We start from the raw sequence: 13,760 nt of genomic DNA, 5'->3' as shown, positions 1-13,760 counted from the left end.
ATGGCAGAGGGAACACTGACACGTGCGATCGACGACTTCACGGCCGGTGCCGAGCATCTGACGCGGTTGGTGGACCTGATCGCCGACGATCGCTGGGACGGACCCGGTCTCGGCGAATGGTCGTTGCGATCGCTCGTCGGACACGCGAGCAGATCGCTGACGACGGTCGTCACCTACCTGGCCGAGCCCGGTGGTGATGTCGAATTGACCTCGACCGCGGCCTATTTCGCATCGATCCGCGGTTACGGAGACCCCGCGTCGGTCCGACAGCGAGGAGTGGACGCCGGGCTGTCCCTGGGGAACGATCCGCGCGCCGGGGTCCGGGAGCGGCGCGCACAGGCCGTCGACGCCCTTGCGGGAACGGGGGATCGGCCCTTGACGACGCCGTTCGGCGGCATCATGCTGTCCGATTACCTGCCCACCCGAACCTTCGAACTCGCGGTGCACGGTCTCGACATCTCGCGGGCGATCGGTTCCGATCTCCCGCTGCCGGCCGAGGTGCTGGCGTCAGCGCTGTCGACGGCGGCCGCCACCGCACTGCTCACCGGTCAGGGCGAGCAGGCGTTGCTCACCCTGACCGGCAGGGAATCTGCACCGTTGTCCGTCGTCTGACGTCCCCGACGGGGCGGTCAGCTCGCGACGTTCGTGCGCGCGAACTCGGCGACGATCGCGGCGTTGAAGGCGGCGAGGTCGTCGGGCTTGCGGCTGGTGATCAGCACGTTGTCCCCGTCGCGGCATGTCACGACCTCCTCGTCGACCCAGGTGCCGCCGGCGTTGATGACGTCGGTGCGCACACTCGGGAACGACGTGAGGGTGCGGCCGCGGACAACGTCCGCCTCGATCAGGGTCCAGGGCGCGTGGCAGATGGCCGCGACCGGCTTGCCGGCATCGAAGAAGCTGCGCACGAAGCGGACGGCGGGCTCCGAGGTTCGCAGGAAATCCGGGTTCGCGACACCGCCCGGCAGGACCAGCGCGTCGAAGTCCATCACGCGGGCGTCCTCGAGAGGGGTGTCGACGGGGAAGGTGTCGGCCTTGTCGAGGTGGTTGAACGCCTGCACCGTGCCGGAGTCGGTGGACACCAGGACGGGCTTGCCGCCGCACGCCTCGACCGACTTCCACGGTTCGGTGAGTTCGACCTGCTCGGCGCCCTCCTGGGCGACCAGGAAAGCGATGGTGGTGCCGTTCAGTTCTTCGGCCATGGCCGTGTACCTCCTTGTACGCGCCGACTACGGCATCGGCGCCTCGTCGGATCCGGTACCCGCGGGTGTCCTGCACCAAACGGTCACACCCCGCCCGGGCATGACCCGGGCGGGGTGTGTTGAATGTCCCCGGACGACGACTGGGAGGTAGTGGTGGGTGGTTTCGACGGCGTCGCGACGCTGGTCCATCTGGCACGTGGTGGACAGATCGGCGAGTCCCACGAGACGCCGCACACGGTGATCGCCGACGGACCGCACCGCACGCTGCGGCGGTACGGCACCGACGACGAGGTGATCGCAGCCGTCGGCACGGGACGGCGACCGGTGCTGCTGATCCCGCCGCTCGCGGTGTCCACATCGTGCTACGACCTCGCCGACGGGCTGTCGGTGGTGCAGTTCCTCCTGTCGACCGGCCGGGTTCCGTACGTGCTCGACTTCGGCGACATGACCCGCGCCGACCGACACCTCGGGTTCGGCGACTTCTTCGACGACATCGTCCCCGGGGCCGTCGCCGCGACCGTCGCAGACTTCTACGGCAGCGCCGATGACCCGGCCGCCGGAACGTCGCGGGATTCCGCGGGGGTCGATCTGCTCGCGTGGAGTATCGGCGGGACCATCAGCCTGTTGACCGCTGCCGCGAACCCAGACCTGCCGGTGGCGTCGGTCGTCGCGGTCGGGACGCCTCTCGATTACTCCAAAGTCCCACCGTATCCGCTGGTCAAGACGCTGATGAAACCGGTCGGCACCGCGCCGGTGACGATGGCGCTGCGAGCGCTCGGCGGGATCCCCGCGCCGCTGGTCCGCCTCGCCTATCGAGGCACGGCCTGGCAGCGCGAACTCAAGAAGCCGGGCTACATCCTGCGCAACGCCGACGACACCGACGCGCTGACCCGGATGAAGGCCATCGATCGTTTCCAGGAGACGATGCCCGGCTATCCGGGCAAGGTGTCCGAGCAGATGTGGGAGAACTTCATCATGCGCGGCGAACTCGGCGACGGGGTGCTCGACTTCGGCGGACGGGTCGTCGACCTCGCCGAGGTCGCGGTACCGGTCGCGCTGTTCGGCAGTCACCGCGACGCGATCGTCAGCTGGGCCGCCGCCCACCACGGGGTGGGGCTGCTCTCCGGGGCGCCGCGCGTCGAGTTCACCACGGTGGAGACCAGCCATCTGGGTTTGATCGCCGGGTCCGCTGCGGTCGAGCAGACGTGGCCCCGCATCGACGAGTTCCTGACATCGGTGCACGCAGTTCGTAGATGAAAAAACCTTCATCTTCGACTCATGGACGCCTCACCGGCGTCCGTCAGAGTCGTTGACATGAACTTCTCACGTGTACTCGCCACCATCGCCCTCGGTGCGCTCGCGGTTGCCGTCGTGACCGCCAGCTTCTTCCTCACTCGTTCGCCCGAGCCCAGCCTGGCCTCCGACGCCGTGTCCGTGGATGTGTCCCAGACGCCGGAGGCCGCGACTGCTCCCGCGCAGTCGCTGCAGGTGCAGACCCCGGCCGCGGCCCCGGTTCCCCAGGTCCCGGCCGGCGCGCCGGTGCAGCGGGCCGTCCCGCCGAACCTGGGTTCCGACGACGACTGGTGCGACGTCAACGCGGCCCATCGCGACGACGACTGTGATGACGACTGGGACGACACCGACCGAGACGACAACGACGACTGGGACGACCAGAACGACGACTGGGACGATGACATCGATGACGGCCAGGACGACTGACGACGCGACAGCGAAGCCAACCGGCGCCGGGAGCGGAGCGAGCGGGCCGAATCCAGCCGAGAGTGCGGGTGTGCGCCAGCGCCCCGCGCTCTCGGCGCGTTGGCGTATCACGGCCTGGATCATGCTCACCACGTTCCTGCTGCTGGTGGTGGTGTTCGTGGTGACGCGCAACCTGCTGCTCCGTGACGTCGACACACGCGTGAACAACTACGTCGCGCAGGAGGCGAGCGAGTTCCGGACGTTCGCGTCCGAGGGGGTCGATCCGACGACGACGGAACCGTTCACCTCGGTGTCGCGACTGCTCGAGGTGTTCCTGTCGCGGCAGTCGGCCGGTGAGGGCGAGGTCATGGCCGGCGTCGTCGGCGACACCGAGATCCTCGAACTGCCGGGCAACGCCTGGCCGGCCCCGGGCGAGGGGCGTCGCGTCCTCGACGAACTGCGGGCGCAGAGCGGGGCGGCCGGGGTCTTGATGACTGCGCATGGTGAGATCCGCTGGGGCAAGGTGGATCTGACGCCCGTCGGCGGCGGCTCGGCCGACCCGGCGTCGGGCGCGTCGCAGCCGGGGACCTTCATCGTCGGCATCTACACCGACCCGGGCCGGGAACTGGTCGACCGCACGATGCGGGTGCTGGCGATCGTCGGCCTGGCCGGGATGATCGTCACCACCGGCGTGGCGTATCTGGTCGCGGGCCGGATTCTGGCGCCGGTCCGCAGTGTGCGGATGGTCGCCGCGGAGATCAGCGAGAACGACCTCACCGCACGGGTCCCGGTCATCGGACGCGACGACGTGGCCGCGCTGGCCCAGACCTTCAACGCGATGCTGGACCGTATCGAGGATGCCTACACGACGCAGCGGCAGTTCGTCGACGACGCCGGACATGAACTGCGGACCCCGATCACGGTCGTGCGCGGCCATCTCGAGTTGTTGCCCGACGATCCGGAGGAGAGGCGCAAGACCCTCGATCTCGTGGACAGCGAGCTGGGGCGGATGGGCCGCATCGTCGGCGATCTGCTCATGCTGGCGAAGTCGGAGCAACCCGACTTCGTGGTGGCCAGGCCGACCGACGCGGCTCAGCTGATGCTCGACATCGAGTCCAAGGTGCAACCGCTCGGTGACCGGCAGTGGTTGCTCATGGAGGTCGCCGAGGGCCCGTGCGTGGTGGATCACGACCGGATCACCCAGGCGATGCTGCAGTACGCCTCCAACGCGGTTCGGCACACCCGTGCCGGTTCGGTCATCCAGCTGGGCTCACGCTTCGCCGGCGTCGGAGCGCAGCGACACCTGTCGATCTGGATCACCGACGACGGTCCGGGGGTCGAGCAGGAGGACGCGGCGCGGATCTTCGAGCGGTTCCAGCGCGGGCAGTCGGCCTCGGCGCCCCAGCACGCGTCCGGTGCCGGGCTGGGGCTGGCGATCGTGCGGGCCATCGCCGACGCCCATCACGGAATTGCCTATGTGCGTAGCATTCCCGGTCACGGTGCCACGTTCGGCATCGACGTCCCGGTTCCCGACACGACCCCCTACACCGATGCAGCGCCGTCGGTGCCAGCAGAAGGAGAGCGGCGATGAGCCGGGTTCTGATCGCCGAGGACGACGCGCGGATCGCCTCGTTCATCGGCAACGGACTGCGTGCGGCCGGTTACAGCACCGAGCACGTGTCCGACGGCTTGTCGGCGCTCGAGGCCGTGCGCAGAGGTGGTTTCGACATGGTCGTCCTCGACATCGGTCTCCCGGCGATGGATGGCTTCGATGTCCTGTATTCCATGCGCGGCGAGGGGATCACGACGCCGGTTGTGGTACTCACCGCCCGGGACAGCGTGAGCGACACGGTCAACGGCCTCGAGGGCGGTGCCAACGACTACATGACCAAGCCCTTCCAGTTCGCCGAACTGCTCGCCCGCATCCGGCTACGACTCGTCGACGACTCGGCCGTCGCGTCGGAGAACCTGTTGTCCGCCGGGGATCTTCGGTTGGATCTGAAGTCCAGGCGCGCCCGGGTGGGTGCGGAGACGTTCGACCTCACCGCGCGCGAGTTCGCACTATTGGAGGTGTTCCTGCGTCACCCCGATCAGGTGCTCTCGCGCGAACAGATCCTCGGCCATGTCTGGGGTTACGACTTCGACCCGGCGTCGAATGTGGTCGACGTCTACGTGCGCGCCCTGCGGAACAAGATCGGTTCTCACCGATTGGAGACGGTGCGCGGCATGGGGTATCGGCTACGCGCGTCGAACTAGGCGCTCCTCACTCCGGTGCGACACTGAGCCAGTCGGCGAACCCGGACGGATCGTGTCGGCCGAGCGCCCCGTGCTCGAAGAGTCCCCAGCCGGTGCGGGTGGTGCCGTCGGACTCCCGGCATTCGGCGCGTCCGACATGGTCGATCACGCCGAACGGCACACGGCCGACGATCTCGGCACTCGTCATGCCGTAGGTGCGTCGTTCGGTGAAGTCCGTTCCGCGCCAGACGCCGTGGGTCCAGTCGGGGTCACCGCCGTAACCGCCGCCCACGTGGATGGGCACGGGCAGCAGTGACTCCACCTCCAGCGTCACGGATGACCCCCCCGCACCGGTCGTGGAAATCGTTGCACCGGTGGGTACCCGGGTACCAGGGGCGTAATGGACCGAGACGTTCGGCCAGCCCAGTTGTTCGACGCGGCCGTCTTTCCACACGCGCGAGCAGTCGTTGAGTGTGCGGTAACCGTCGGGGTCCTCCTGGAGGATGAGGACGAGCTGGAAGTCGTCGAAGGCCATGGGGACGTACAGCCACCACATGCCCTCGAACGGTGGATCCGCCGGCCGCCCCGCGGGCTCGGGCTCGCCGACCGGCCGGATTCCCCACGAACGGTCGCGGGTGCCGATCCAGGTGGACGGCTCGACGACGATGTCCTCACCGTCGACGGTGATCGATCCCCGCCAGCTGCCGACCTGCGCGAACCGCTGCGCGTCGAGGGTGACCTTCGCGCCCTGGCGCATCACGTGCGGCTGTTCGAGCAGTGCGTCGAACAGGCCCTCCCAGTGGAGATCCAGGGCGATGCCCTCGGTCTCGTCCAGCGTCAGGTGCAGCGCGCGCAGCGGGTTCTCGATGCTCAGCCGATAGTTGCCGACGCGCTGCTCGAGCCGGTTGTCGTCGATCGCGTCGCTGAGGTGCACCGCGGTCTGGGTGTCGGTGCCGTCCGGGTTCCGCCGCCGGATCAGCACGAACGCGTCCTTCACACCCAGGTTGGGGTAGTAACCGATGCCGGTGATGAGGAAGATGGTGCCGCTGCGGTCGTGGGCGTTGAGGTACGCGCGGTCGTAGAAGTTGCGATCGCTGTTGCCCGGCCAGGCGATCGGCTGTGGCAGTTGGTGAATGGGATACTCGTCCATCGGCCCCAGGCCGCGTCGGCTCATGTGGTCAGTCCTCCTCGATGAGTCGTTCGAGTAGTGGTCGGTGGTAGAACAGGGTGCCGTCGACGTCGTCGGGACGTTCGAGTTCGCCGAAGTGCACGCGGCGGGCGCCGGTCCGCATGAAGACACAGCACCACTGGACCGCGGCATGGACGTAGAACCAGCGCAGGTCGCCCAACTCGTCTCCGGTGAGCTCGCGGTAGGTGTCGCGGACGTCGTTCTCGCGGAGCAGGTCCGGCAATCCGGGAAGGCCGGCCATCGTCGCGAGCTCATGGAAGACCCGGTGTGCGAAGATCACCCAGGCGATGTCCAGTTCGCGGGGGCCGGTGCGCGCCATCTCCCAGTCGAGTACTGCCGTCGGGGTGAAGTCGACGAACATCATGTTCCCGATGCGCGAATCTCCCCAGGACAGCACCGTTTCGGCGTTCGCGGCATCGTCGGGGAAGTTGTCGGCGAGCCAGGCGAGCGCCCGCTCGACGAGAGGTGAGCGCCCGATCCCCTCGACCGAGAAGTCGTACCAGTCCCGCAACCAGGCGAGCAGACGAGCGAGGGGAGTGTCACCGGCGGGTAGGTCGTCGGAGAGGAAGTCGAACTGCCGGGCCGCGTCGGGGATCGAGTGCAGGGCGGCGATCACGCCGACCGCGGACTCCTGGGCCCGCCGGCGATCGTACTCGGCGGCGGCCCCGAACCAGTTGTCGCCGAACGTGTACGGCATGACATCGGGTGGGACTTCGCCCTCGCACCGGTCCATGAGAAAGAACGGGGCTCCCAGCAGCGAGCCGGTCGGCTCGAGGTGGTGCACTGCCGGGACCGGGACGTCGCTGAGCCGGGCGATCAAGCGCATCGTCTCGTACTGGTGATCCATTCGGTAGGAACGGAACACGGGGACGTCGGTGGTCGACGGCGCCATCCGCATCACCCAGTGCCGGGTGGGCTCGCCGGGCCACGACACCGAGACGGGGATGGTCTCCGACGACATGCCGTTGCTGTCGCCGCCCGCCGCGACCGTGACGGCGGGGGTGTCGTCGGGAGTGTCGTCCTGCTCGGTGAGCCAGCGCGCGAGCGTGTCCGGGACAGAGGTGTTGTCCCGGCTCGAACGTTGCAGATGGTCGACCTGCTCGACGGCGGGCTCGGTGGCCATGGCACCCCCTGTGTTCGGCAGCGAGAGATTCGCTACGGTGAGTAGCGTTATGACAGCAGAACGGTCGGGCGGCCCGCAGCGACTTGGCGAAAATTTTCGAAGGGAAGTCGGCGAGTGATGAGTGCTGGGACGGGGGAGTCGGTCTCGGGCCGACCGCGCGACCTGCGGATCGACTCCGCCGTGCTCGACGCCGCCGCCGAACTGCTCGTCGATGTCGGATACCGCAAGCTCACCATGGCCGCGATCGCCGAACGCGCGGGCACCACGAAGACCGCGCTCTACCGTCGCTGGACGGGTAAGGCAGAGCTGGTGCATGACGTCGCGTTCTCCCGGATGATGCGGCTGCCACCGTCCAGCGGTGAGGTCGCCGCCGACATCCGCATCATGGTCGCGGCGGCGCGTGACCTGTTCGCCAGTCCCGTGACCCGCGCGGCGTTGCCCGGTCTCATCTCGGACATGGCTGCCGAACCCGAGCTGGCGGCGCGTGTGCACTCCGGGTTCGCGGAGGTGTTCGGCGCGTTGCGTGATCGGTTGGTGGTCGCAGTCGATCGCGGCGAGGTGCATCCCGATGTCGATCCGGATCGGCTCATCGAGGTCGTCGGCGGGGCGGCGATGCTGCATGCGCTGTTGCTCGACAATCGCGACTTCGAGACCGCGTGGGCCGATCAGCTGAGCGCGATCGTCGTGCACGGAGTTCTCCGATGACTCGCCCGCACCCACCTACACTCGTGGGATGACCGCCCCCAGCAACACCGACGATGTCGTCGAGCAGATCCTGTCCACCTACGACGCGATCACCGTGGTCGGTGCCAGCGCCAATCCGTCGAAGGCCGCCAACGAGGTACCGGCGTACATGAAGAACCGTGGCTGGCGGATCATCCCGGTGAATCCCGCGGCCGACGAGATCGTCGGGGAGAAGGTGTACCGCACCCTGGCCGACATCCCGGAACAGGTCGGCCTCGTCGACGTGTTCCGCCCGGGACCCGAGTGCGCCGACGTCGCCCGGGCGGCCGTCGCCGCCGGCGCGACCGCGCTCTGGCTGCAGCTCGGGATCATCTCGGCGGAGGCGCGGGCGATCGCCGAGGATGCGGGTCTGCTGTACGTCGAGGACCGCTGCCTGATCATCGAGCAGCGCCGCACCGGTATCGTCCCCGGCTGACGCCGACGGTGACCCGGTGAACTTCCTCGACGAGCTCACGCATCAGCGACTGCCGCTGTTCCTGCTGTTCGCGTCGTTCGTCATCACGTTCATCGTCACGCGGGTGATCACCCGACTCATCCGGGCGGGCAAGGGCCCCTTCCGCAACAACGTCTCAGACGGCGTGCACGTGCACCACATGGTGCCCGGTCTGATCCTGACGATCGTCGGCGCCTTCCTCTCGGTGGGTGTCAACGGGGCGTCGCCCGGTGCGGAGATCAGTGCGGTGTTGATCGGTGTCGGCGCCTCACTGGTGCTCGACGAGTTCGCACTGATCCTGCGTCTGCAGGACGTGTATTGGTCACCGGAGGGCCAGCTCTCGGTACAGGTGGTGGCGCTGACGGTCGCCGCGCTGGGCATGGCGGTGCTCGGATTCAACCCGCTCGACGACGCGGACGTGGAGATCGGTCCCGTCGCGCTGGTGGCCACCGTGCCGGTCAACGTCGCCTGCGCGATCCTGTGCGTGCTCAAGGGCAAGTTCTCCACCGCCATCGTCGGCGTCTTCATCCCGGTGTTCGCCTGGGCCGGTGCCATCCGGCTGGCCCGGCCACACTCGGCGTGGGCGCGCCGGCGGTACGCACCGGCGAAGACGGAGAAAGCGCGGGCCCGCGCGAAGAGCTTCGACGACCGTTGGGGCCGTTGGGGTCTGAGCATCGGCGACCTCATCGCGGGCAAGCCCACCGACCCCGCCAGTCTGGTGGCCGGTGCGCCGGGAGACAAAACGACGGCCGCGGCTCCGGGTACGCCGCCGCCTGCTCCCTGATCGAAAGAAGCGACCCATCGCTCCCTGAGGTGTGAGGAGCGATAGCGACGAGCCACGAAGGGTCTGGTGAGACACGTTGCGAAGCCCTTCGTGGCTCGCTTCGCTCGCACCTCAGGGAGCAGAGGTCGGGCTCGCAAGCTCGCACCTCAGGGAGCGGGGGATATGCTGAGCCACCGCTCCCCGAGCAACAAGGTCAATCATTCTTCCCGAACGCGTCTCGGGCGATGTCGACGAACCGTGCTGCGGCAGCGGAGGTTCTCGACCTCCAGAGCAATCCCAGATGTGCGGTGGCATCGACATCCCGGATCGGCACCCCGACCACGCGGTCGTCGGCCGCGGCAATCGACTCGCTGAGGATGCCGACTCCCATTCCGCTGCAGACCAACTCGACGATGGCGTCCGGCGACGAGGCCTCGATCGCGGGCCGGATCGGTCCCCCCTGCACTGACACCGCAGCGTCGAACACGCTTCGGATACCCGCGCCGCGGGGCAGACAGATGAGCGATCGGTCGCGGAGCGAGGCGAGATCGACGGTGCGGCCCCGGGGCCGGCCTTCCGTCGGAAACACTGCGACGACCCGCTCGGCGATGATCGTCAGCGACTCGACCCCGGCCGGTAGGTCGTCTCCGTAACCGGCGAGCGCGATGTCGAGGTGTCCGCGGTCGACCGAGGTGATGAGGTCCGCGGAGGGCGACTCGCGAAGGCTCATCTCGATCTGCGGGTGAGCCGACCGGAAGGTGCCCAGAGCGGCGAACAAGGGTGCGATCGTGCAACCCTCCACCATTCCGATCGACAGACTCCCACGCAGCAGCCCGTCGACCTCGGCGACGGCGGCGGCTACCCGCGCGGCGGCGTCCAGAGTGTCGCGCGCGGCCGGGAGCGCTGCACGTCCCGCCTCGGTCAATCGGACCGTGCGCCCGGTGCGATCGAACAGCACGGAACCGAGTTCTCGCTCGAGGGTGCGGATCTGGGCGCTGATGTTCGGCTGGGTCGTGTGGACATGCGCCGCTGCCGCGGTGAAGCTGCCGTGCTCGGCGACGGCCGCGAAGTACTCGAGTTGGCGGAGTTCCATAACTCAGAATGATACCGAAGATACGCAACATCACTTGGACTTATTTGGTCCCCGGCAGCAGCATGGACCCAGACGACATCGAGAGGAGCGACAATGACCACTTACGAGACCGCGCGAACGCCCGAGGACCTGACGAGACTCTTCGTCGAGTTCTCCAACGCCGGGGACGCCGAGGCCGTGGCCTCGCTGTACGACGAGAACGCGGTGATGGCGTATCCGCCCGGTGAGGTCACGCGCGGACGTGCCGCGATCCGGGATCTCTGGGCATCGGTCTTGGCGCACCGACCCACCTTCGCGCCGGAACCGCCGTTGCCGACCCTGGTATTCGGGGACGATCTCGCACTCACGTCGACTCCACCCCGTGATGGTGCAGGTGCCCGCGCGCAGGTGGTGGCGCGGCAGGCCGACGGATCGTGGGTGCGGATCATCGACCAACCGGAGTTCCAGGCACCGAAGTCCTGAGACTCCGGGCCCGGATTTCTGAGGCCGGATTCAGATCCCGTGCTAGCTTCGCTGTGGTGGCGGTTACATCTGCCGGGCGACGGTGCGAAGGGACGGATCGGGCGTGGGAGTACCGGAAGCGGACGGCGTCGCCGCGAAGATCGCGTCCCGCCTCGCCGACAAGCGTGGCGGCACGCTCTCGGTCGAGGGCGCGAGACTCCTGCCGGCGGGCGCGAGCAGGGCGACGTACGCGGCCACCCTCGTCGACGGAACCGGCCAGGTCGAGCCGATCATCATCCGCGCGGTTCCCGCTGCAACCGACGACGGCGGACTGCGGGCCGAGGCGCAGGTCCTGCGTGCCGCCGCCGACGCCGGGGTGCCGGTGCCGGAGATCCTCGACGCCGGATTCGACGAGGACGACAACGCGCTGGGATTCCCCTATCTGGCAATGAATTTCATCGACGGAGAATCCATCCCGCGGCGCATTCTGCGAGACGATGCCTACGAGGGTGCGCGCGCCGGATTCGTCGATCAGTGCGGCGAGATCCTCGCACGTATCCACCGGATAGACGTCGCACAGACGCCCGGTCTCGGTGATCTCGGCGATCCGATCGACGGTTTGCGGGACCTGTTCCCACGCGAGTTCGATGCGATGCCGGCCGGCCTGGTGCTGGCCACCCAGTGGCTCACGGACAACCGACCCGAACCGTCACCACGGCACACGCTCGTGCATGGCGACTTCCGGCTGGGCAATCTGCTCGTCGACGCCGAAGGAGTTGCGGCGGTTCTGGATTGGGAACTGGTGCACCTCGGCGATCCCGTCGAGGACCTAGGTTGGCTATGTGCCAAGGCGTGGCGTTTCGGAGGGTCGACGCCCGTGGCCGGGATGGGTGACCGGACCTCGCTCCTCGACGCCTATGCGCGCGAGGCGGGTTGGCGTCCCACCGAACAAGCCCTGCGCTGGTGGGAGCTCTACGCCACCGTCAAGTGGGGACTGATCTGCGCGGTGCAGGCCGCCCGGCACCTCGATGGCGTCGAACGATCCGTCGAACTGGCCGCGATCGGACGCCGAAGTGCCGAGCAGGAGTTCGACGCACTGCTCGACCTGGGTCTCGTGTCGCCGGGACCGGTACCCGATCCGCTGGCCGAGGCACCGGGCGAGGAACCGGACAACGATCTCTACGGTTCACCGACTGCAGTCGAACTACTCGAGGCGCTCACCGAATTCCTGCGGTCCGACGCGGTACAGGCAGACCTGTCGCCGCAGGTGCGTTTCCATACGAGAGTGGCCGGCAACGTCGTCGACGTCGTGCGTCGACATATGCTCACCGGTGCACGGGACGCCGAAGCGAGCGCGCAACGTCTGAGTGCGCTCGGGGTCACTGATCAGCACGCGCTGTGCGAGGCCCTGCGTTCCGGCGAACTCGACGGCACCGACCCGAAGGTCCTTGACGCCGTTGTCGCCGACGTACGGGCGCGACTCCTGGTCGCCAACCCCAAGTACTTCGCGGTCCCTCACCCGTGACCGCCGGACATCCGATCCCAACCGAGAGGGGTTCATCGTGGACTTCGCGCTGCCCGAGTCGCTGACCGACTATCTTGCCGAACTCGATGCCTTCATCGAGGCGGAGATCATTCCCCTCGAGCAGACCGACGACAACATCCGCTTCTTCGACCATCGGCGCGAGGACTCCCGAACAGACTGGGAGCGTGGTGGTTTGCCGAACAAGGAGTGGGAAGCTCTTCTGGGAGAGGCGAGACGACGCGCGGATGCGGCCGGCCACTTCCGCTACCCCTTCCCGTCCGAGTTCGGTGGTCGGGACGGATCGAACCTGGCGATGGCGATCATCCGCGAGCACCTGGCGTCGAAAGGTCTGGGGCTGCACTGCGATCTGCAGAACGAGCACGCCATCGTCGGCAACAACATCGGGCTGCTCCTCATGCTCGAGTACGGCACCCCCGAGCAGCGGGAGGAATGGGTGGAGGGCCTGGCCGCGGGTACGAAGTTCTTCGCCTTCGGCATCACCGAACCCGACCACGGCTCCGACGCCACGTGGATGGAGACGACCGCCGTCCGCGACGGCGACGACTGGATCATCAACGGCGAGAAGACGTGGAACACCGGTATCCACGCCGCCCATCGCGACATCATCTTCGCGCGCACCAGCGGCGAACCGGGCGAGGCCCGCGGCATCACGGCGTTCCTCGTCGACCCGCAGGATCCGGGTTTCGCCGTGGAGGAATATCTCTGGACGTTCAACATGCCCACCGACCACGCGCACATCACGCTGCGGGACGTCCGGGTGCCGAACTCCGCGGTGTTCGGGGCGGAGGGAGCCGGCCTGCAGGTCGTGCAGCACTTCTTCAACGAGAACCGCATCCGGCAGGCGGCCTCCAGTCTCGGTGCCGCCCAGTACTGCGTCGACCGTGCGGTGGCCTACGCCAACGAGCGCGCGCCGTTCGGCAAGAAGCTCTCGACGAACCAGGCGATCCAGTTCCCGCTCGTCGACCTGCACACCCGGTGCGCGATGATCCGGGCGCTGATCCGCGAAACCGCCTGGAAGATGGACACCTACGGGCCGTTCGCGGCGTCGGCCGAGGTCTCCATGTGCAACTACCAGGCGAACCGGCTGTGCTGCGATGCCGCCGACCAGGCGATGCAGGTGTTCGGCGGACGCGGATACTCGCGGCACGAGCCGTTCGAGCACATCTACCGGCACCATCGGCGCTACCGGATCACCGAAGGTGCCGACGAGATCCAGATGCGACGCGTCGCCGGATACCTGTTCGGTTTCATGTCGGGAAAGGCGCCCAAGGGAGTGCAGTCGTCCTGAGTAGGCTG

The 13,760-nt window shown here is 67.9% G+C and carries 15 protein-coding genes; 11 read left to right on the top strand and 4 right to left on the bottom strand.

The window, feature by feature from the left end:
• Positions 1–612, top strand: coding sequence for a maleylpyruvate isomerase family mycothiol-dependent enzyme (locus LEL84_RS13245; protein WP_058252795.1), 612 nt, complete (start codon positions 1–3; stop codon positions 610–612).
• A 17-nt stretch (positions 613–629) separates the two neighbouring features.
• On the opposite strand, the gene LEL84_RS13240 is transcribed toward LEL84_RS13245, so the two are convergent.
• Complete coding sequence (locus LEL84_RS13240) at positions 630–1,199, bottom strand: type 1 glutamine amidotransferase domain-containing protein (RefSeq protein WP_058252794.1); 570 nt, start codon at positions 1,197–1,199, stop codon at positions 630–632.
• A gap of 153 nt (positions 1,200–1,352) precedes the next feature.
• On the opposite strand from LEL84_RS13240, the gene LEL84_RS13235 reads away from it, so the two are divergent.
• The 4 genes from LEL84_RS13235 to LEL84_RS13220 all read left to right on the top strand — a co-directional run bounded on the left by LEL84_RS13235 (position 1,353) and on the right by LEL84_RS13220 (position 5,153).
• Complete coding sequence (locus tag LEL84_RS13235) at positions 1,353–2,456, top strand: alpha/beta hydrolase (RefSeq protein ID WP_226514315.1); 1,104 nt, start codon at positions 1,353–1,355, stop codon at positions 2,454–2,456.
• Between the two features lie 57 nt (positions 2,457–2,513).
• Positions 2,514–2,918: a hypothetical protein gene (locus LEL84_RS13230; RefSeq protein ID WP_226511855.1), complete on the top strand. Its 405-nt coding sequence runs from the start codon at positions 2,514–2,516 to the stop codon at positions 2,916–2,918.
• A 121-nt stretch (positions 2,919–3,039) separates the two neighbouring features.
• Positions 3,040–4,488 carry a sensor histidine kinase gene (locus LEL84_RS13225; protein WP_226514314.1) on the top strand — a complete coding sequence of 483 codons (1,449 nt, stop codon included), beginning with the start codon at positions 3,040–3,042 and terminating at the stop codon, positions 4,486–4,488.
• Positions 4,485–5,153 carry a response regulator transcription factor gene (locus tag LEL84_RS13220; protein ID WP_226511854.1) on the top strand — a complete coding sequence of 223 codons (669 nt, stop codon included), beginning with the start codon at positions 4,485–4,487 and terminating at the stop codon, positions 5,151–5,153. Before LEL84_RS13225 ends, LEL84_RS13220 begins: the two co-directional genes overlap by 4 nt.
• Before the next feature lie 7 nt (positions 5,154–5,160).
• Here the strand turns inward: LEL84_RS13220 and LEL84_RS13215 are convergent, their stop codons facing one another.
• Both LEL84_RS13215 and LEL84_RS13210 read right to left on the bottom strand, forming a co-directional pair.
• On the bottom strand, positions 5,161–6,306 hold the full coding sequence (locus LEL84_RS13215) for a hypothetical protein (RefSeq protein ID WP_226511853.1): 1,146 nt from the start codon (positions 6,304–6,306) through the stop codon (positions 5,161–5,163).
• Between the two features lie 4 nt (positions 6,307–6,310).
• Entirely contained in the window at positions 6,311–7,444 is a 1,134-nt protein-coding gene (locus LEL84_RS13210) for a phosphotransferase family protein (protein ID WP_226511852.1), read from the bottom strand.
• 117 nt (positions 7,445–7,561) lie between these two features.
• On the opposite strand from LEL84_RS13210, the gene LEL84_RS13205 reads away from it, so the two are divergent.
• Genes LEL84_RS13205 through LEL84_RS13195 form a run of 3 tightly spaced genes read left to right on the top strand, consistent with a single transcriptional unit; the run spans position 7,562 to position 9,405 of the window.
• Entirely contained in the window at positions 7,562–8,149 is a 588-nt protein-coding gene (locus tag LEL84_RS13205) for a TetR/AcrR family transcriptional regulator (RefSeq protein ID WP_226511851.1), read from the top strand.
• A gap of 28 nt (positions 8,150–8,177) precedes the next feature.
• Positions 8,178–8,603: a CoA-binding protein gene (locus LEL84_RS13200; protein ID WP_058252786.1), complete on the top strand. Its 426-nt coding sequence runs from the start codon at positions 8,178–8,180 to the stop codon at positions 8,601–8,603.
• Between the two features lie 16 nt (positions 8,604–8,619).
• Positions 8,620–9,405, top strand: coding sequence for a hypothetical protein (locus tag LEL84_RS13195; protein ID WP_065629440.1), 786 nt, complete (start codon positions 8,620–8,622; stop codon positions 9,403–9,405).
• Between the two features lie 193 nt (positions 9,406–9,598).
• Here LEL84_RS13195 and LEL84_RS13190 read toward each other — a convergent pair whose 3' ends face one another.
• Positions 9,599–10,477, bottom strand: a complete 879-nt coding sequence (locus LEL84_RS13190; protein ID WP_226511850.1) for a LysR family transcriptional regulator — start codon at positions 10,475–10,477, stop codon at positions 9,599–9,601.
• Between the two features lie 93 nt (positions 10,478–10,570).
• Here LEL84_RS13190 and LEL84_RS13185 point away from each other — a divergent pair, with 93 nt between their 5' ends.
• The 3 genes from LEL84_RS13185 to LEL84_RS13175 all read left to right on the top strand — a co-directional run bounded on the left by LEL84_RS13185 (position 10,571) and on the right by LEL84_RS13175 (position 13,752).
• Positions 10,571–10,939, top strand: a complete 369-nt coding sequence (locus LEL84_RS13185) for a YybH family protein (RefSeq protein WP_065629438.1) — start codon at positions 10,571–10,573, stop codon at positions 10,937–10,939.
• 103 nt (positions 10,940–11,042) lie between these two features.
• Complete coding sequence (locus LEL84_RS13180) at positions 11,043–12,443, top strand: phosphotransferase family protein (protein ID WP_226511849.1); 1,401 nt, start codon at positions 11,043–11,045, stop codon at positions 12,441–12,443.
• Between the two features lie 37 nt (positions 12,444–12,480).
• Positions 12,481–13,752, top strand: coding sequence for an acyl-CoA dehydrogenase family protein (locus LEL84_RS13175; RefSeq protein ID WP_058252783.1), 1,272 nt, complete (start codon positions 12,481–12,483; stop codon positions 13,750–13,752).
• Positions 13,753–13,760 lie beyond the last annotated feature (8 nt).

It is taken from the genome of Gordonia sp. WA4-43, assembly GCF_020520305.1.
Lineage (GTDB): Bacteria > Actinomycetota > Actinomycetes > Mycobacteriales > Mycobacteriaceae > Gordonia > Gordonia hongkongensis.
The sequence above is the reverse complement of the archived record's forward strand: the minus strand, read 5'-3'. Positions and strand labels throughout refer to the sequence as shown.

Bases quoted from the DNA above. Each gene is read 5' to 3' on its own strand.
- LEL84_RS13245 (WP_058252795.1), top strand. From the start codon at position 1: ATGGCAGAGGGAACACTGACACGTGCGATCGACGACTTCACGGCCGGT.
- LEL84_RS13240 (WP_058252794.1), bottom strand. From the start codon at position 1,199: ATGGCCGAAGAACTGAACGGCACCACCATCGCTTTCCTGGTCGCCCAG.
- LEL84_RS13230 (WP_226511855.1), top strand. From the start codon at position 2,514: ATGAACTTCTCACGTGTACTCGCCACCATCGCCCTCGGTGCGCTCGCG.
- LEL84_RS13225 (WP_226514314.1), top strand. From the start codon at position 3,040: ATGCTCACCACGTTCCTGCTGCTGGTGGTGGTGTTCGTGGTGACGCGC.
- LEL84_RS13220 (WP_226511854.1), top strand. From the start codon at position 4,485: ATGAGCCGGGTTCTGATCGCCGAGGACGACGCGCGGATCGCCTCGTTC.
- LEL84_RS13215 (WP_226511853.1), bottom strand. From the start codon at position 6,306: ATGAGCCGACGCGGCCTGGGGCCGATGGACGAGTATCCCATTCACCAA.
- LEL84_RS13210 (WP_226511852.1), bottom strand. From the start codon at position 7,444: ATGGCCACCGAGCCCGCCGTCGAGCAGGTCGACCATCTGCAACGTTCG.
- LEL84_RS13205 (WP_226511851.1), top strand. From the start codon at position 7,562: ATGAGTGCTGGGACGGGGGAGTCGGTCTCGGGCCGACCGCGCGACCTG.
- LEL84_RS13200 (WP_058252786.1), top strand. From the start codon at position 8,178: ATGACCGCCCCCAGCAACACCGACGATGTCGTCGAGCAGATCCTGTCC.
- LEL84_RS13190 (WP_226511850.1), bottom strand. From the start codon at position 10,477: ATGGAACTCCGCCAACTCGAGTACTTCGCGGCCGTCGCCGAGCACGGC.
- LEL84_RS13185 (WP_065629438.1), top strand. From the start codon at position 10,571: ATGACCACTTACGAGACCGCGCGAACGCCCGAGGACCTGACGAGACTC.